Source organism: Sinorhizobium saheli (genome assembly GCF_001651875.1).
GTDB lineage: Bacteria > Pseudomonadota > Alphaproteobacteria > Rhizobiales > Rhizobiaceae > Sinorhizobium > Sinorhizobium saheli.
Genome location: NZ_LNQB01000034.1, coordinates 1 through 17,780 on the forward strand (window position 1 = coordinate 1; position 17,780 = coordinate 17,780).

A 17,780-nucleotide genomic window follows, 5' to 3' on the forward strand; every position below is an offset into this window, starting at 1 on the left:
AAAATTTGTTTGTTGTCTTGCTCATATCGGCTCCACTTTCTCAGAAGTTGGAGCCTCCGGCAAACCCGGCGCGGTTCAAAGTCAGGTCGGATGGCGCTACAGAGACAATTCTTACCTTCACCCCATCGGGCAGTCCACGAACATGGCCGCTTCGAAAGCGTCACGGCTGCAAAGTCAACGAGCTTAACCGGGACGCAGGAGGGCTCGGCCTCCTGTGCCAAAGCTTGCCGCCCCATGTGTAGATCTGTCAATCGGCGTGCAAAATTTGCACGCCGGAACACAGTAGATCAGGCCAGTCGGAACCTCGAAGCGGCGCGCAACTTCGCACCGCGCCTGGCACGAATGCCTCCGCCTGTATCTGCGCGCGATCTTCCAACGACGCATCGCCCCCGCCGATCTGGTCCCGTCAGCAAAACTGCATGTCCCATGAAGCGCTCAGTGCGGTCTTAAGTCCAGTGTAAGAGGCGCAGACTCACAGCCGCGCAATTTCGCAAGGCGACCCCCGTCGAAGGGATACCTGGGACTTGCAGTCCTCTGCCTACCTCGGCAAGGCGGCCCTCACCGGAGGGCTACATATTCCGCGCCGAAAAACACCCTTCAGCCGTCGCTATCGCAGACTTTATCTCTTTGAGGGCAGCCTTATCACGCTAACGTTTGTCGAGGCGCTAGAATGATCTTGGATGAGGTTAGCTCATCGATCTTAGCCGCAGAGTACACAAGCGGCTTGTATTCATTTGCTGTCCAACTAGGTGCAAGATCAACATAGTGCTTGGTTTCCGGAATACCGGATTGTCCGGGATTGTTTATGAAAAAACTGTCATCCCAGCAGCCGACGTCAATAACCATACGAACTGAGGGCCCGGCGTCTACTCGAAAGTCATCCAGCTTGTAAGTTGCGAAGTTGATTGTAGATCCGCTCCCGCCTACAGGTATGGGCTTTAACGACCAGTCAGCTGTGACAAGAGACTGAAGGGGATGTTGCAGACGAAGTGTATGAAGACTGCCCCACGACCACTTTTTGGGATTGTCTCCCATCAACTTGAAGCATTCGGCCCAGGCCTCGACAAGAGTGGCTTGCAACGCATCGATCAGGTCGGGATCTACTGCGGCCATTTCCAACCATGACGCAACTTTCTGAGCCTCAACAGGCATAAGCATCGGAATCAGCTCGTTCGTCGCACCATAGTACTTCGCGACCATTGGACCAAGATGTTTGTTAAGCCATACCTCGAACAGAGCCCCAGGCGCTGACGTTGCGGTGAGATCATTGTCCCAACAGTCGAGAAAATGCCATGGTGCTAGATCGCAGGCACCCCCAAAAATATTGCTCGTTGCCTTTATGATCCGTGTCGCCACGGGCGAATAGGTTGAGCACTGCAGGCGCATGCAGTCCTCCATTGAGATCAGCTTGTCGCTGCCGAGCTCGTAATGGAGCGTGTCGTGCCGGCTGCTATCCGGCCACTCATAAGCAACTGCCGGATTAGATTTGGACCACGCATCTGGAATATTCATTGCGTTCGCTGTCGCGACGAAACCACGTGCGGGATTAAGCTCCGACGGAAGACGGGCGGAAGAAACAAAGCCTCTCCACTCGAAACGACCGTCACCCGGCACGGGAAGGAGCCCATCCCAGTTGTCGCGGACCGGCATCGCACCAACCGCGTGCCATGCAACGTTGTTACTCGTATCCGCATAGACATGGTTTACAGAGGGCGACCCCCAACCCCTGAGCGAGTACACATATTCCGGGTAGGTCTTTGCCCGCATGACCGACAGGCTCGCCATATAGGGTGCCGTGCCCGGTTCCGTCACGACCGTCCGGACTACAAATGCACGGTTCTCGTCGTGGTCAAAATACACCACTGGACCGTGCCTCGTGAATTTCAATTCGACCGGCTGATCTGGATATCCCTTCACAGGAATGGACTCTTCGACGACCCGAAATTCTTCCCAGCCTCCACCGTAACGATATGAGTTTCCATTCTCCACAGAGGTATCGTAGACATAGATATCTTCCTGATCCGCACCAAATATCGTAAGACCAAAGGCAGCCGTACCGTTGTGTCCCATGGACACGCCCGGAACCATCGGCTCGCCTGCCCCAATCACGTCCAACTCCGGCGTTGCGAGGTGTACGACGTAGCGGATGGATGGCAGGGTGTGCGTGCGGTGGGGATCGAGCGCTAAAATCGGCCGACCTGTTGTCGTCTTGTCTGCGGAAATCGCCCAGTTGTTTGAGCCCTGCCCAAACGAAGAACGTGCTACATCGCCTGACGGAGTAACTACCTTCCATAGATGGGCTTCTTCGAGAAGACTATCGAGTCTCTCTGTGGTGAAGTTTACCGGGCTGCCGGCCAGGAAGAAATCCTGGAGTACTCGGTCGGAAATTACTACGGGGTCAAAGCCTTCCACGGGAGTCGCGCTGGCGCAATGGGACAGTTGCTTGCGCAGCACATCGAGCTTTAATCCCAGTTGCGGACCTGCCAATGCCATGACTTTGGAACGAAGAAGTTCGGAAGCTGCATTGCGAGTTAAACAATGGGTGCGAATGCGAACGACATCTTCCGGTTTCCAGCGATCCGGCCTATTTCCCAGAACGGCGAACTCAGGTGGAAGGGGCGCTGATCCTGCATCGCAGGCATCGATGTAGGCGTTGATACCGTTGGTAAAAAAGGTGCAGATTTCTTCGGCGTCGGGTCCGTACGCCTTCCATTCTGGCTCCATGTCACCACGATAGAGAAACAGTCGCGAAGCCCTGTCTTGGGCAAGGTAGCCAGGCCCGAAATCGCGGGACAAAAGACCAAGCCCGCACTTGCGTGAGACGTCCATTTGCCACAGCCTATCCCGTGCCGCGTTCCAACCCTGAGCGAAGAAGAGGTCTTGCAAGTTGTCAGCTTTGATATGGGCTACGCCCCACTGGTCAATATTGATGGAAACTTCGCGCTGAAGCCCATTTACACTGAAATACTTAGTAGCAATGGTCGTTTTCATATGCTTGTTGCCTTTCAATATCTACAGTTTACTCACCGCGCCATCTGATAAGGTCGAGACTGACTCGTTACCGCGTGCAAGTCGGATTGCAAGATGCTGGAGGTATGATTGTGCAGCCCCGGTAGAAGCTGAACGGTCTGTTTTGGTGTCCTTGAAGCTGCCAGAGCCGGTCGGCAGCATGAACCTGCCCCCCGCATGATCAGAGTTACCCTGCATGACAGGGGCCCATCTAGACCGGATCACCCTGTCCTCAGAGTCCTTACTCTTCGACTGTGTAGTCGATCCCGTACCATTTGAGCGACAACCTCGAGAGTGTGCCATCATCTCTCATGATCTTCATGGCTGCTGCAATTTTCTCATCAAATTCGGTGTCGCCATGCATCGTCGCGATAGAATCAGCCACGGAAAACAGCGGGTCGCCGAGTTGCTTAATCGGGTATTTTTTCTGAAAGCTGCTGAGTTGAGTTTGTGAGATGAGGACCGCATCAAGACGAACGCCCTCGCCGAGCCGCAAATCGTCCAATGCCACAAGGTTACTGTCGTATGTTTTTACTTCTCCAGGCTTAAATTCAAAGCTGACCGGCTGAGCCCCAAGCCAGTCCGGCGTCAACTCGTGTTTGGCATAAAGGGACTCCGGGGTGCCTGCTAAGACACCGACGACCTTTCCGCCTAGATCCGAAAGTTTGGTCATTTTGCTATCTCTGTGAACAGCGGCAATCTTACGTGCATAGAAATAGACCGCCGGGAAACTAAACTTCTCGGCACGCGCCTTGGTCGCAGCCATTTGGCCCATAGCCATGTCCCAACGACCCGTCCATTTTCCTGCGGAGATAACGTCCCACCCGGGGGTTACGAATTCGATCTGCACGCCCAAATACGTCGCGATACCCTTTGCTATCTCTATGTCGAATCCGTCGAGTTCATGTTTCGCGTTGAGGAATGACAACGGCGGCCAGTCAGTCCCCGCAGCAACCACCAGCTTCTTGTTAGAAAGCACACGGTCAAGCACCGCGCCAGCGTTGGCCTGCCGGGATATGGCCACAGTCGCGACTGCCAGCGAGGTCGCGGCGATCACCATCTTCATAAGCGTCTTCATAAGCACTCCTAATTTCTGAAATTTGCTGTCCACCGGGGCCCACACCTAGACCCGCTTGCCTAAATTTTCTCAGGCAGTATGCAGCGCCGGCTCAACTGTCTGTCTAGCTTACATGGCTTTCAATTGCAACAAACGTCTCTTATGGCCAGCAAGTGCTACGTTCGTAGCGCATCCTGTGAGCTCTGGAACTGACGTGTCCGGCAAGCGCCCGAGCTTCGAACCCCTTGGGAGCGTGGCGCCGCCTCACATAATCGGAGTGCAACATTTGTGTTAAAATATCGAGCACGGCTCAATCGTCTCTTCCGTTGAGATTCAAAGTGTGCTTATCCTGATCACATATCAGACGAATGGTGCAGGAAATACCGCTCGCCTTCCAAGGAAGGTTCGCCGATGGGAACTCCACAGCGAATTGTTACCGCGAACATACGGAGCTTGGGCAACTTCGGGCCACGTCGTCTGTAAGCGCGGGTGGGTAAGGACCCAAGCCCCCAATTATACGGCACTCGCGGGTTTATCTAACAGCAGGCTTGAAAGAAATGAACATGGGAAGAGTGAACGGCAAAGTCGCGATAGTCACCGGCGGCGCGGCAGGCATCGGCAAGGCCATAGCGAAACTGTTAGCCCGGGAGGGCGCAAAGGTCGTAATTTCTGATATAGACGAGGCGGGTGGTGCATTGGTTTGCGATCAGATCGCCGCGGATGGAGGCGAAGCAATCTTTATAGAGCAAGATATTTCGGACGAGCGCCGCTGGCGTGATGTGGTCGACACATCGGTCCGCCGTTTCGGCAAACTCGATGTCCTAGTCAATAACGCTGGGATCCTGTTGTTAAAGCCGATTGCTGACACGACAGTTCAGGATTGGCGCCGAGTCTTTCAGATCAATGTGGAGGGGGTGTTTCTCGGTACCCGCACCGCGCTGAATGCAATGAAGCAGCGTGGTAGGGGCTCGATCGTGAATCTTTCCTCAACAATGGCCAAACTTGTCGGCGAACATGATGCCGCTTACTGCGCATCCAAGGCCGCCGTAACCCACTTCACGAAAGTTGCAGCCCTTGATGGTGCCGCGAATGGCAACCGCATACGAGTGAACTCGATCCACCCAGGCATTATCATGACGCCGATGCTTGAAGGAGAGATTGCTGAGGTAGCTCTGTTACGAGGCGACGAAAATACGGATGCGGTTCGTGCTAAATGGAACGCCGCTTGTCTTCTCGGAATGGGTGAGCCAGACGACATTGCCTATGGCGCGCTATATCTCGCATCAGATGAATCAAAGTACGTCACCGGAAGTGAGCTCGTCATCGACGGCGGTCATCTAATCACGCGCTGAGTTGCGGCGTGAAAGGTCCCAAATCGGAGAGTGTTTATGATTGACAATCCAGTGCCTTGGCCGAACGGTGCCCGTTGCGCTGTCGCCTTCACATTCGATATAGACACCGACAGTTTTCTGCATCTTTCTTTCGGGGCAAAGATGCCGGACATGGTGGCGACAACCTCTTGGGCCCGCTATGATGAAATTGCTCTTCCTCGTATTCTCCAAATATATCGCGAAACTGGCATTCGGCAGACGTTCTTCTATCCTGCTTGGTGTATGGAGCGTTATCCTCAGCTAGTTGATGCAATACTGAAAGATGGTCATGAAATCGCCCACCACGGTTACATTCATGAAAGCATGAGTCGCTTGCCAAGCCGAGATGTTGAACTTGAGTGGATCGTCCGCGGAGTCGAGGTCATCGAGAAGATGACTGGGAAGAAACCGCGCGGCTTCCGCGCTCCGAACTATCACTTCTCGAGACATACGGCTGCTATTTTGGCGGAATTGGGCTTCGAATATGATGCTTCACTGATGGACGACGACGTGCCCAGCCTATACGAGACCTCGGGCGGCAATCTAATAGGTCTTCCATCGAGCGGAGCGCTGGACGACTGGGCGCAATTTGTAAATAACTCCGAAATCGGCTCCGTTCGATCAGTACGGTCTCCAGAGGAAGCCAAGAATACCTACATGGCCGAGTTTGAGGCCGCCCATGAATATGGTGGAATGTGGATCGGTGTGTGGCATCCGTGGGTGTCTGGCCGACTTGCGCGCGCCGGCTCGATGCGCACGATGATTCGGGAGATGCAGGGGCGCGGCGATGTATGGATCGCGACGATGGAGGAGATCGCAGCACACGTACGGTGCTTGGTCGCAAGGCGCGAGTGGGCGCCCCGGCGCGTGAAGCTGCCCTTTTACGATAGGCCCTTGCCGGCTAACGACATTCCACCTCAGGGCAGTAGATGACTCCAGAATTGGAGTGTCTGTCCTCTGATAAACCCGTCGGCGGGTTAGACCACAACTGCCTTGTTTGAACGCTGCGTGCGGCCATAAGACGTGGTATTGCGCCGGTTTGGCGCACGTCCGACACAGTATCGGACCTGGGAACTGCGGCCTGGATCGTCTGTGATTGATCGATTCTGCAGATCGGCTTTGCTATCGGGGGAAAGCAATCTCCCGGTAAATCTAGCACGCGCTCCAATGTGCTTTAGCAGGCGCCAAATAGTCGAGGCAGCTTTCGCGCCTATGGCGGCAACGTCCCCTGATTTCCAAGATTGCTCCGACGCGGCTTTTTCTCGACAATTAGACCCCGCAGGTCTATTCATGTCACATTCCTGGAGGGTCGTGTCCCTACAGGTGGTGTAGCTCGGCGGTAGCGCCGCGAGCGAGCCGTTATCGGCGCCGTGGTGAACGGGCGGCGAAGCGGTGGTCATCGTTCCGGTAGGGTCGGGTTGCTGACCCAACCTGATTCGAAGGAACCACCGATGACCGACGACGTGATGAACCTGCGTGCGCTCGTGGAGAACTCCTCCAGCGACGATCTTTTGCGCGAGATGATCGGTTTTGCCGCCGAGCGGCTGATGGAGTTGGAGGTGGGCGTCGATGCTGCGGACAACTTTTGCTCTCAGATGGGCTTTCAGCTTGGCGAAGGCAATTTCGATTGCTGGTGTGGATGGCTCCCGCTCCCGCATCGCATTGCGCCCTAGTCGGGCTGTCGTTGTCCTGCTTAGAGGAGGCACCCATGTCCGAGCTTGCCACAGTTGGTATCGATCTCGCAAAGGGTGTCTTCCAGATCCATGGTGTAGACGAGAACGGTCAGGTTCTCGTGCGTCCCCGGCTTTGCCGCAGCGTTTGTGTGGACCAACGTACGGAGCTCCATCTTGCCCAAGGCGCGCCTGAGACCGGATACATTGGTGTAGACTGATCAGCCTCCTTCAGACCGCTTGCGGACGGGCGAGCGGTAGCCATTGCGGATAAAGCAGCGGGAGATCGAAGCCAGATCGACATGCGTGCCCTTGGGCGCCAGTTCCGCGCTGAGTTCGGGCATGATCATATCGTCCCTCTCGCCGATCTGCGAAGCAAAAAAGCGCGATGTGGGTCGAGCTTGGAATGCCGCCGACCGGCACCGGGCTTGGGATCGAGCCGACCAGTACGGCGCCAGACACGTATCAGCTTCACGACGAAGGAAACCGATAAAAATGGGCGGCCGCCGGATGACGCGAATGCCCGGCATCTGCAAAGCGGGACACCCGTTCCGAAAACCACGTGAATAGGACCACGTGAATAGGCGTTCGGCATTGCAAATCACCTCCCGAGCGAAGTGAATCGGGAACACCTCCGCAAAGGAATCCCTGACGATTCAACCTGAGAACCCGACGGTGCCTATGCAGCCCCGACCTTTATCGGCGACCAGGACGCTCTTGTCTCACTGGCTGAAGTGTCCTTCAGCGCTTACGCGCAGTGTACCGGTGATTGCGTCAAGATCGTCTGGACTCGAGTAAATGCGCCAGTCGACCTTTTCAGGGAACAAAGCAAACACGCTTGTTGCGAGTGTTTGCGCGTAATCGTCTCGCCCGTCTTTGTCGCAATGGATAGGGGTGGTTTCGTCGAAGAGCACCGCCTCCGGGCCCCGTGCGAGCAGACCCTCCGCCAGCATTTTATCTGCGGCTTCTTGCCGCTTGGTAGAAGAAACGGTGATCGTCTGCTTCAACGACGCGAATTCGCTATCTAGAAGGTGATTAGCGTGGGCCCGCGGCGAGGTGGCCTCCCGAACGGCGCAGCCTGAGGCTGGTGCCTCTACAGACACGAGCCGCTGTGTCCGTGCCTCTCCGAGATTGTGATGGAATCCACTCGCGCGATCCGTCCGCTTTAGGATCTCCAGCGCTCCGCCCAAGTCTCTCGCCTCGAGTATCGCACGGCAGATAATCTGTCGCGGCACACCAGGCCGGAGGTCGTGCGCTCTAATATTATTGATCGTCTGGACGAGCCCAAATTCGTTCAGGCCGAAGGTGTGCCCCGGGAGCATTCCCGGGTACATAAAGCTGCTCCAGGTAGGACCTTCGTCGGGCTCTACTTCGACCCAGAGACAAGCACCCAGAAGCTCCGCCGCGCCGTCCTCATTGTGGGCAATTATTGCCGGGCTATTGCCGTCTGAGGGTATCAGAATCGAGGTGCAGCCTGTCGCGGCCACGCTTTTCGTGGCATCTGTGACATGTGCGGGAAGTTGCAGGTCGCCACGGCAGTTCCATAGGAAGATCGTTTGGAACGGCTGCCCAGCACCCTCAGCGATTCCTTCTAACTCACGGACGAAGCGCGGGTACGCCGCGCGGGCCGCCGATTCGAGAGTCCGCAGATAGTCGGATTCCCGCCACCGCGCCTCTAGTGCTCGAAATTCTTCGGTGCGTATTGTTCGCTCACAAAAGCACGCAGCAGTAGCTTGCCCGAGGGCGAAGCCAATCGAAAAGGCGTCTCCTTTGACGCGGATACGGGTAATCGGATTTTTTCTCATGGGTCCCTTCTGTATCGTGCATGAAACAACTGTCGCAAAAAATACAAAAAGAGTCAATCGTCTCTTCCATCCGTTCCTAAAGTGTGTTTATGCTTGCACGCGACGCCGACGAGAAAGCCGGCATGTTGATCGACCTATTGTAAGCCGAAAGCAAATTGATGACCGGAAACCTATGGAGCCTGCCGATTTCATCCGCCCATCGAGTGAGTGCAAGCGCTGGCGCGCTGACCTTTGTAGGTGGAGCCTGTGACTTGGATGAACACGGGAAAATCCGCAACCCTGGTGACTTCGATAAACAGGTTGCTGGAACGGTAGAAAATCTGGCAGTTGCACTCGATGTCGAATCCTGCACTCTCGATGACGTAGTGCGGCTCAAGGTGCACTACACCGCTGAACGGGATGACTGGGATGTCGTCTCGGCGCTCGCTTCCTTTTTCAAAGCGGATCCGATGCCGGTAATCAGCACAATGCCAGAGCCGTTGCAGCCATTTTCTGGCCAGACGATTCAAGTTCAAGCCATCGCCCAGCGCGGTTGGCGTGGCCTGGACGATATCCGCTTTAGGCCCAGGCCGGTACCGGCCGCGCGCCGCGTCTCATTCAATGATCGAATAGTCACTGCGGGACTGCGGGCAGGTGAGTTTATTGCCCTGTCGAATCTTGCGGCGGAGGATGACGAAGGCGTTGTCCGCCATCCGGATGATCCGGTAGCTCAAACCCACTTCATCATGAAACGGCATGAGGAAACATTGGCCGCACTGGGTGCGTCGTTCCAAGATTGCATCAAGATGGAGGGTTACCATATCGGTACGTCGCGCCAAGACTGGGTGCCGCTTGCCAAGGCCCGGGCCGGTTATTTTCGGGAGCCCGGCCCGGCAGCGACTACCGTCCCTTGCGACGACCTTCACCCGCCGGGTGCCCTAACTAAAATCGAGGTCCTGGCTATGCGTGAGCACTGGAACGGCTACGACAAGTACATCCCACGTGAAGATCATTGGCCCAAGCGTGTGTGGGACTGGCCGATTCCTCTGCCTTACCGTCAGGCGATTGGACTGCGCGACATGATATGGCTAGGGGGTCAGGTGCCTTTTCATCCATATAGCAACACTGGAATTCGTGTGTTCAAAGGTCAGCTCGCGGCTCAGACGAGGTTCACCGTCGATTATATCCTAGACCTGCTGCGGCCATTTGGTCGAACGCTGGCGAATTTGAAGCTCCTAGTTTGTTACTTCAGTTCGACCGGAAGTGAAGCTGAGACAATCAGCTTTGCGGAGGTTCTGGCGGAATGCTTTGGCGGTCAGCTGCCGCCTATGACCCTTATCCCGCACTCCTGCATGCGCGACGTCAATACCGTTGAGATCTTTGGAGTGGCTCAGGGCTAGGTCAGCGCTCATCGACTTGGAAAAGCAAGGGGCAGGCGAGGTCGAGAGGGCAAATTGAAACGCATTCCTCACCTGCCCATTCGTCAGTCTCCGCGAAAAGATGCCCGAGAGCCAAAGCAATACGATGTACTTATTTGAGGTCGAGTAGCGAGGGTCACTTGCATGAAAGTATTATGCATCTGGTACGCGACGGTGGACGAGTTAAACTTTATCCGGAGCGCGCTTCCTCAGGGGACAGAGGTTGTGGCGCCGAAAGGAGAATATTTCTCTCGTTTTGAATGCATCCTTCAGGATTTGGAACCTCACGCCGCCGACGCAGACGTTATCATCGGCTTTGCTCTTCCCAAGGGCCTGTTGGAAGTCGCCCAGAAGCTTCAATTGTTTTGCTGGCTGCATTCAGGCTGTGATGACCTCGACCACATTGGAGCTCTCTCCCATTTCAAGCACCGAGGTATCAAGCTCGCAAACATACGAGGCGCCAACGCCGTCGCGGTCGCGGAGCAGGCCATGATGTTTGTACTCGCATTGGCGAAAAAGACGATTTTCAAGCACCAGGTGGGTCGAGAAGGCCGCCGATTGTTTCCGGTTTTTGCCGACGAGTATCGATCAGCTATGCTCAATGGTCGTACAATCGGGATAGTTGGTGTTGGAAGCATCGGCAGTCGAATTGCAAAACATGCAAAAGCCTTCGATATGCATGTTGTCGGTATACGTCGCAATAAGTCTCTTCCAGTAGATCACGTCGATTCTATGCACGGGATGGACGAGCTGCATTCGGTGCTAAGGCAGTGCGATTATGTGGTGATTTCCGCCCCGAGTACCAGCGAAACCAGCCACTTCTTTGGCGAGCCCGAATTAGCTGCGATGAAGAAAACCGCTTTCCTCATCAACATTTCCCGCGGGAGTCTGGTTCAGGAAAAGGCTCTCTACCAAGCGCTTACTTCTGGTCAATTGCGCGGCTACGCGGCGGATGCCTGGCACCGATACGAGTATGGACGAGCTTTCCCGATCAGCTTCTTGCCAAGACTGGAGGTGCATAAGCTTTCCAATGTCCTTTGCTCCATTGATCAAGCTGCGAATGCGGATGACGTGTTGGAGCGAGATATAGCATGGGGAGTCGAGAGCATAGTTGAGTTCGCCGGGGGAAGGCCGATATCCCGCGAGGTAAACCTCGACCTTGGTTATTAGATCAACCAGAGATTCGCGCTTGGCCATCGAGATCAAGCGACGGTAAGGCGTTGCCGCTGTCAACGCATCTGACTGAAAACCTACATGCGAGGGACGGTTGCTTTCGCACCGGCGCAATTTGAGGGGAGATTATGAATAAGACGTACGAGCACCCGCAGGCAGCTCTCGAAGGCCTGCTGTTCGACGGGATGTTCCTCGCGGCTGGTGGCTTCGGTCTTTGCGGCATTCCGGAGCTGTTAATCGACGCGATCCGCAATGCAGGAACCAAGGACCTGACTATCGCCTCGAACAACTGCGGCGTCGACGACTTCGGTCTAGGCATGCTGCTGAAGACCAAGCAAATCAAAAAGATGATCTCATCCTATGTCGGCGAGAATGCCGAGTTCATGCGGCAGTACCTGAGCGGTGAACTGGAGCTCGAGTTCAATCCGCAAGGGACTCTCGCCGAGCGGATGCGGGCCGGCGGCGCGGGGATTGCCGGCTTCTACACCAAGACCGGCGTCGGCACCGTGGTCACCGAGGGCAAGGAGCTCAAGACCTTCAACGGCGACGCCTATGTGCTTGAGACCGGGATCGTCGCCGACCTTTCCATCGTCAAGGCCTGGAAGGCGGACACATCGGGCAATCTTGTCTTCCGCAAGACGGCCCGCAACTTCAACCCGCCGGCCGCCACCTGCGGCAAGATCTGCGTCGCGGAAGTCGAGGAGCTCGTGCCTGTCGGCAGCCTCGATCCCGATCAGATCCATCTACCCGGGATTTACGTGCACCGGCTGATCCAGGGCAAACAAGAAAAACGCATCGAACAGCGCACGACCCGCGCGGCGGCTTGAGGGCAGGGGAGAGACAAGATGGCTTGGGACAGGAACCAGATGGCAGCTCGGGCTGCGCGCGAACTTCAAGACGGCACCTACGTCAATCTAGGTATCGGCATCCCGACGCTGGTGGCCAATTATATTCCCGAGGGTGTCCATGTGACGCTGCAGTCGGAAAACGGCCTGCTCGGCATCGGTCCGTTTCCGACCGAAGACCAGATCGACGCCGACCTGATCAATGCCGGCAAGCAGACGGTAACGGCACTGCCGCATTCGGCCTTCTTCGACTCGGCGCAGAGCTTCGCAATGATCCGCGGCGGCAAGATCGCCACGGCCATCCTCGGCGCCATGGAAGTGGCCGAGAACGGTGACCTCGCCAACTGGATGATCCCCGGCAAGCTGGTCAAGGGCATGGGCGGCGCCATGGACCTGGTCGCGGGCGTCAAGCGCGTCGTCGTGGTCATGGACCACACCAACAAGGCGGGCGAATCCAAAATCCTGAAGGCCTGTACGCTGCCGCTTACCGGCAAAGGTGTGGTGGACCGGATCATCACCAACCTTGGCGTTCTCGACGTCGCCGACGGTGGCCTGAAGCTGGTGGAGCTCGCCGATGGCGTGACTCATGCTGAGCTGTGCGCGGCTACGGACGCCACGATCATCAACTGAGCCAGAGCTTGTCGGACATAACAATTGGATCATCAAACAGCGGAGGAGCAGTCATGAGCACTCCATCCATCGTCATTGCCAGTGCCGCTCGCACTGCGGGTGGTTTCTTCGACGGAGCTTTCGCCAACACGCCGGCGCCTGAACTGGTCGCTGCCATGATCAAGTGCGTGCTCGAACGCGCCGGTGTCGATGCGAAAGAAGTTGATGAGGTGATCCTCGGCCAGGTTCTGCCGGCCGGCGAGGGCCAAAATCCGGGGCGGCAGGCGACGATGAAGACCGGCATCTCGCACAAAGCGACCGCGTGGGGCGTGAACCAGCTCTGCGGGTCGGGTCTTCGTGCCGTGGCGCTCGGTCTGCAGCAGATCGTCACCGGCGATGTGAAGATCATCGTCGCCGGCGGTCAGGAATCCATGACGATGGCACCCCACTGCGCACACCTGTGCAACGGCACCTAGACGGACCACATGAAGCTGATCGATACGATGATCAAGGACGGCCTGACGGACGCCTTCAATGGATATCACATGGGCATCACTGCCGAGAACACCGCCCGTTATTATCAGCTGACCCGTGAGGAGCAGGATCGGTTTGCCCTTGCCTCGGAGAACAAGGCCGAGGCGGTGCAGAAGGCCGGCCGCTTCGCCGACGAGATCGTTCCCTTTGTCGTCAAGACGCGCAAGGGCGATGTCGTGGTCGATCAGGACGAATATATCCGCCATGGCGCCACCCTCGACAGCATGACCAAGCTCCGCCCCGTCTTCGACAAGGAGGGCACGGTCACCGCCGGCAACGCCTCCGGCATCAATGACGGCGCGGCGGCAACTCTGCTGATGAGTGAAGCGGAAGCACGCCGCCGCGGTATTGCGCCGCTTGCCCGCGTCGTCTCCTGGATAACGGCTGGCGTCGAGCCGAAGATCATCGGCACCGGCGGCCCGATCCCGGCCTCGCGTAAGAGTCTTGCTAAAGCGGGCTGGTCGATCAATGACCTTGATCTGGTTGAGGCGAACGAGCCTTTCGCCGCACAGGCCTGCGCTGTCAATAAGGACCTCGGCTGGAACCCGGACATCGTCAACGTCAACCGCGGCGCCTTCGCCATCGGTCACCCGATCGGCGCATCTGGTGCGCGCATGCTCAACACACTGCTCTTCGAGATGAAGCGCCATTCGGCTAGGAAGGGCCTTGCTACCGTTTGGACCGGTGGCGGCATGGGTGTGGCGATGTACGTGGAAGCGACGTGAGGGGTGTGTCATGACCCGCGCCGACTTCCGTCTCTGCGATATCGCCCTCGACTGCTCGTTCAAAACTCGGGACCAGCGAGTTGAGCGCGAACAAGCGCTAGCGGTTCTCGACCTCCTCGAGACGAGTACCTTCGTGCCCGTGGGCCATCACGGCGGCCCGTATCGCCTCAAGATCTCAATGGCCGCCGGCCGGTTGGCATTTCATATCGCCAGCGATAAAGGAGTGCATGTCGTCAGCCACTATCTTTCGCTCGCCCCTTTTCGGAGGCTGCTCAAGGACTACACCCGCGTTTGCGAAAACTACTACGAGGCCATATGCCGCTTCGGACCCGACCGGCTGCAGGCGATCGACATGGGGCGACGTGGCATTCACGATGAGGCTGCCGAGCTACTGAGAGAGCGTCTCTCCGCGAAAGTCGACATCGACAAAGACACAGCGCGTCGGTTGTTCACGCTGATTTACGCGCTGATCGCTCGCAATGCCGGCTACCAGATCCTTTTGAGTTGAACCGCCATGCAATCAACGCCCACAAGCGGGGAGTTGGTGAGCGTCCATCAGAACTCGTAGGAGGAAGCAAGACGTGCATGCAACATCACAGCATCCGAGTCAGGCCGGCAAGACACAATCTCAATGCAGCGCTCCTCAAACGGTTACAGGTGCGTGATGCAAACGAACTCTGCTGCCTTTCTTGAAAGCGTCGACCACAACTTTCGCCATGCCATGTCCTTCCTCGAACTGCCGGAAGGACTGGCAGAGAGGATCATCCAGTGCAACTCGACTTATACGGTACGCTTCGGCGTGCGGCTGCGCGGCCGCATGTACAGCTTCGTCGGCTGGCGCTCGGTCCACAGCGAGCACTGGGAACCTGTGAAGGGCGGCATCCGCTACGCGTCCAATGCCGACGCCGAAGAGGTCGAGGCGCTTGCCGCGCTGATGACGCTCAAATGCTCGCTGGTTGACGTGCCGTTCGGTGGCTCCAAGGGGGCACTGAAGATCGATCCGCGGGAGTGGACACCGCAGGAACTGGAGCGCATCACCCGCCGCTTTACGCAGGAGCTCAACAAGCGCGGTCTCATCGGTCCCGGCGTCAACGTTCCCGCTCCCGATATCGGCACGGGCGAGCGGGAAATGGCCTGGATGGTCGACGAGTACCGTCGGGCTAATCCGACCGAGGTGATCAATTCGCGTGCTTGTGTCACCGGCAAGCCGCTCTCCAAAGGTGGTATTGCCGGCAGAACGGAGGCGACAGGGCGGGGCGTTCAGTTCGCTATCCAGAGCTTCCTACGCGACACCCGAACCCCCGGCCTTAACGGCCGGCGCGATCTCACAGGCGCATCGGTCACCGTTCAGGGCTTCGGAAATGTCGGCTATCATGCGGCGAAACTCCTGTCAGAAGACGATGGCGCACGCGTCACCGTCGTTGTTGAACGCGACGGCTATGTGGCCAATCCGGAGGGATTGTCCATTGAGGCGCTCAAGCAGCACCAGACCCGCACGGGCAGCATTCTCGGCTTTGAAGGCGCAACATCCTTTGCCGGGGATATGAGCGGCATGGAACAGAGCTGTGACGTTCTCATTCCCGCGGCGATGGAGAATGCCATTCATGCCGAGAACGCCGAGTGCATCAAGGCGCACCTGGTCGTCGAGGCGGCCAATGGTCCTGTCTACTTCGAGGCGGACAAGATGCTCCGCTCCCGCGGAGTGACGATCCTTCCCGATCTCTATGTCAATGCTGGCGGTGTTGTCGTTAGTTACTTCGAGTGGGTGAAGAACCTGACGCACATCCCATTCGGGCTCAGGGAGCGGCGGCGGCGGGAACGGCGCAACCACACAATCGCTACGGCGCTTGAACGGATGACAGGCAAGGAGTTTCCCGCAGACATGCGCGACGAATTCCTCGAAGGCGGCGCCGAAATCGACCTCGTTCGTTCCGGCCTGGAAGACGTCATGCGCAGCACCTGGACGCCATGCCGACCTGATGGAACAGCAACCGGAACTCGGTGACTACAGAACTGCCGCCTATGTCGCGTCCATCCGGCGGGTCGCTGACGCTTACGAGGCGATTGGGATATGACCGCCTGGTGGTTGGTACAATATAGCGAAAACAGCGTGCGGCGCTACTCTCACGCATGTCTCGACTCCCGGCGATGCATGCCTAAGTGGCGAGTAACATCGGGGGATATAGCACCTTTTCTTCGATGGGAGCGAACTCTACGGCCATCACAGTCGAGCGCAGAGAACATAGGTCTGGAGACAAAGTGGGTTCAGCGCTACGGCGGGTTCAACGGGGATACCAGTCGCAGGTTGCCCAATGCAAGAAAGGCACTGTCCTGCAGCAGCTAATATCGGTCGCAGGTAACCTAGCCCAAATGGATATACTAGTCATTGAAGACGACCCGGTGATGGCCGAAACGATTCGCTTAACATGGCCGGTCGCCTCCGATCGCCTGCGGTTTCTGTCGACCTACAAGCAGGCTGCACACATCGTACACAGCTCTGAGATCGACTACTTTGACGGGATAGTTGTCGACTTAAATCTGCCAGATGGTAACGGGATCGAGATATTGCGAGCAATTCGTTGTAACACGAATGTCCCGCTTATTCTCATTTCCGGGGCGGGGAACGGTGACAGTCGTGCCGATGCAATTGACCTCGGAGCAGACGATTACATCATGAAGCCGTTACACATTCGGGAATTACACGCCCGAATGAGACGGCTCGTGACGCAAAGGTCTGAACGGGCGGTACAGCAACGAAGGGACTCCGTGTCTTTGGGTCACGTAGTCTGCGACATCCAAAGAAGAGTGTTGGCATGTAGTGGGAGCGAACTGCGGCTAACGGATGCGGAAGCGCGGATTATTGAAGCGCTTTACAAAAACAGAAACCGAGTTTGCTCGAAGTCTTTCCTGTACAAGAACGTCTTCTTTCGCCAATTCGATCCCCATGACAAGACTCTTGATGTTTATGTCAGCCGTTTGCGGAAAAAACTAAAGCACCTAAGCGAGGAAAGTGGGGACTGCATTCAAACTGTTCGTGGTTCTGGATACCGTTACACCGAATTGTGACCGTTGCCGTTCCTTCGGAGCGAAACAGTGAGCCTGCGGCGATCGCAATACCGCGGCAAACTGCTCGCCTTAGAACCGCGGCCTCTCTGACAGCGGGACTTTGTCTCACAAAGAAAAAGGCGAGACCGTGCCGACGGCCCCGCCTCTCAATAGGTCTGTTTGGCTCGCGACGCCTCAGACTTATCGGCCTTGCGGAGTTTTACCAAGTCAACAGAGCGTTGGATTTTTGTCCTAAAGGCAGCTTCATCAACCAGTCGCGGGAGTAAGTGCAATGAAAAAGCCCATTGGAACGACGGCTCGAACAGGCGAAATTTGCCCCGAGAGTGGAAATTGGGAGGTCGTCGGCTCGCCGACAACCACCGCTCCTATTGCGAAAGGCAACCGTATGCCGCCCTTCGGCAATAAGGCTGTTACCTGGAAACTCATCAGGTATGCCTAACCTGAATCTCTCAAAGTAGGGAGGTGCATCGGGCCCACGAATCTGAGAAACTGCTTTTACGACAAAGGCTTACCAGATTCG

14 protein-coding genes and 3 pseudogenes are annotated in these 17,780 nt (G+C 56.7%); 13 read left to right on the forward strand and 4 right to left on the reverse strand.

Annotated features, from left to right (window positions below; all coding sequences use genetic code 11):
* A partial coding sequence (locus ATB98_RS29710) for a hypothetical protein (RefSeq protein ID WP_210178128.1) occupies positions 1-187 on the forward strand: 187 nt, incomplete at its 5' end.
* A 455-nt stretch (positions 188-642) separates the two neighbouring features.
* Here the strand turns inward: ATB98_RS29710 and ATB98_RS00805 are convergent.
* Positions 643-2,991 (reverse strand): penicillin acylase family protein, encoded by a 2,349-nt coding sequence (locus ATB98_RS00805; protein ID WP_066867869.1) that lies wholly within the window; start codon positions 2,989-2,991, stop codon positions 643-645.
* Between the two features lie 259 nt (positions 2,992-3,250).
* Complete coding sequence (locus tag ATB98_RS00810) at positions 3,251-4,087, reverse strand: transporter substrate-binding domain-containing protein (protein WP_066867872.1); 837 nt, start codon at positions 4,085-4,087, stop codon at positions 3,251-3,253.
* Between the two features lie 542 nt (positions 4,088-4,629).
* On the opposite strand from ATB98_RS00810, the gene ATB98_RS00815 reads away from it, so the two are divergent.
* From ATB98_RS00815 to ATB98_RS28500, 4 genes and pseudogenes are all read left to right on the forward strand, one after another.
* The gene (locus ATB98_RS00815) at positions 4,630-5,418 is read left to right on the forward strand and encodes a glucose 1-dehydrogenase (RefSeq protein ID WP_066867901.1); all 789 of its coding nucleotides are present in this window, start codon (positions 4,630-4,632) and stop codon (positions 5,416-5,418) included.
* Between the two features lie 36 nt (positions 5,419-5,454).
* Positions 5,455-6,369 carry a polysaccharide deacetylase family protein gene (locus ATB98_RS00820; RefSeq protein ID WP_066867875.1) on the forward strand — a complete coding sequence of 305 codons (915 nt, stop codon included), beginning with the start codon at positions 5,455-5,457 and terminating at the stop codon, positions 6,367-6,369.
* A 518-nt stretch (positions 6,370-6,887) separates the two neighbouring features.
* Positions 6,888-7,109 carry a hypothetical protein gene (locus ATB98_RS27645; protein WP_084435175.1) on the forward strand — a complete coding sequence of 74 codons (222 nt, stop codon included), beginning with the start codon at positions 6,888-6,890 and terminating at the stop codon, positions 7,107-7,109.
* 35 nt (positions 7,110-7,144) lie between these two features.
* A pseudogene (locus ATB98_RS28500) lies at positions 7,145-7,249 on the forward strand (IS110 family transposase); the annotation flags it as partial.
* Between the two features lie 78 nt (positions 7,250-7,327).
* On the opposite strand, the gene ATB98_RS30315 reads toward ATB98_RS28500, so the two are convergent.
* Together ATB98_RS30315 and ATB98_RS00835 are read right to left on the reverse strand one after the other, a co-directional pair.
* On the reverse strand, positions 7,328-7,450 hold the full coding sequence (locus ATB98_RS30315; RefSeq protein ID WP_268801762.1) for a hypothetical protein: 123 nt from the start codon (positions 7,448-7,450) through the stop codon (positions 7,328-7,330).
* Between the two features lie 378 nt (positions 7,451-7,828).
* Entirely contained in the window at positions 7,829-8,911 is a 1,083-nt protein-coding gene (locus ATB98_RS00835) for a C45 family autoproteolytic acyltransferase/hydolase (RefSeq protein WP_066867878.1), read from the reverse strand.
* Between the two features lie 158 nt (positions 8,912-9,069).
* Between ATB98_RS00835 and ATB98_RS00840 the strand changes: the two genes are divergently transcribed.
* From ATB98_RS00840 to ATB98_RS00875, 8 genes and pseudogenes are all read left to right on the forward strand, one after another.
* Entirely contained in the window at positions 9,070-10,290 is a 1,221-nt protein-coding gene (locus ATB98_RS00840) for a Rid family hydrolase (RefSeq protein ID WP_084435179.1), read from the forward strand.
* 162 nt (positions 10,291-10,452) lie between these two features.
* Positions 10,453-11,478, forward strand: coding sequence for an NAD(P)-dependent oxidoreductase (locus ATB98_RS00845; protein WP_066867885.1), 1,026 nt, complete (start codon positions 10,453-10,455; stop codon positions 11,476-11,478).
* A 131-nt stretch (positions 11,479-11,609) separates the two neighbouring features.
* A complete protein-coding gene (locus tag ATB98_RS00850) occupies positions 11,610-12,308 on the forward strand; it encodes a CoA transferase subunit A (RefSeq protein WP_066867888.1) in 699 nt (232 codons plus the stop codon).
* An 18-nt stretch (positions 12,309-12,326) separates the two neighbouring features.
* Positions 12,327-12,956 (forward strand): 3-oxoacid CoA-transferase subunit B, encoded by a 630-nt coding sequence (locus ATB98_RS00855; RefSeq protein ID WP_066867891.1) that lies wholly within the window; start codon positions 12,327-12,329, stop codon positions 12,954-12,956.
* A gap of 53 nt (positions 12,957-13,009) precedes the next feature.
* Positions 13,010-14,194, forward strand: a pseudogene (locus ATB98_RS00860) (acetyl-CoA C-acetyltransferase).
* A gap of 10 nt (positions 14,195-14,204) precedes the next feature.
* Entirely contained in the window at positions 14,205-14,702 is a 498-nt protein-coding gene (locus tag ATB98_RS00865) for a UPF0262 family protein (protein WP_066867894.1), read from the forward strand.
* A 213-nt stretch (positions 14,703-14,915) separates the two neighbouring features.
* Positions 14,916-16,269, forward strand: a pseudogene (locus tag ATB98_RS00870) (Glu/Leu/Phe/Val family dehydrogenase).
* A gap of 295 nt (positions 16,270-16,564) precedes the next feature.
* Positions 16,565-17,260 carry a response regulator transcription factor gene (locus ATB98_RS00875; RefSeq protein WP_167354041.1) on the forward strand — a complete coding sequence of 232 codons (696 nt, stop codon included), beginning with the start codon at positions 16,565-16,567 and terminating at the stop codon, positions 17,258-17,260.
* Positions 17,261-17,780: the final 520 nt, after the last annotated feature.

Coding starts and splice junctions, on each gene's coding strand:
- ATB98_RS00805 (WP_066867869.1), bottom strand. CDS start 2,991: ATGAAAACGACCATTGCTACTAAGTATTTCAGTGTAAATGGGCTTCAG.
- ATB98_RS00810 (WP_066867872.1), bottom strand. CDS start 4,087: ATGAAGACGCTTATGAAGATGGTGATCGCCGCGACCTCGCTGGCAGTC.
- ATB98_RS00815 (WP_066867901.1), top strand. CDS start 4,630: ATGGGAAGAGTGAACGGCAAAGTCGCGATAGTCACCGGCGGCGCGGCA.
- ATB98_RS00820 (WP_066867875.1), top strand. CDS start 5,455: ATGATTGACAATCCAGTGCCTTGGCCGAACGGTGCCCGTTGCGCTGTC.
- ATB98_RS27645 (WP_084435175.1), top strand. CDS start 6,888: ATGACCGACGACGTGATGAACCTGCGTGCGCTCGTGGAGAACTCCTCC.
- ATB98_RS30315 (WP_268801762.1), bottom strand. CDS start 7,450: ATGCCCGAACTCAGCGCGGAACTGGCGCCCAAGGGCACGCATGTCGAT.
- ATB98_RS00835 (WP_066867878.1), bottom strand. CDS start 8,911: ATGAGAAAAAATCCGATTACCCGTATCCGCGTCAAAGGAGACGCCTTT.
- ATB98_RS00840 (WP_084435179.1), top strand. CDS start 9,070: ATGACCGGAAACCTATGGAGCCTGCCGATTTCATCCGCCCATCGAGTG.
- ATB98_RS00845 (WP_066867885.1), top strand. CDS start 10,453: ATGAAAGTATTATGCATCTGGTACGCGACGGTGGACGAGTTAAACTTT.
- ATB98_RS00850 (WP_066867888.1), top strand. CDS start 11,610: ATGAATAAGACGTACGAGCACCCGCAGGCAGCTCTCGAAGGCCTGCTG.
- ATB98_RS00855 (WP_066867891.1), top strand. CDS start 12,327: ATGGCTTGGGACAGGAACCAGATGGCAGCTCGGGCTGCGCGCGAACTT.
- ATB98_RS00865 (WP_066867894.1), top strand. CDS start 14,205: ATGACCCGCGCCGACTTCCGTCTCTGCGATATCGCCCTCGACTGCTCG.
- ATB98_RS00875 (WP_167354041.1), top strand. CDS start 16,565: ATGGATATACTAGTCATTGAAGACGACCCGGTGATGGCCGAAACGATT.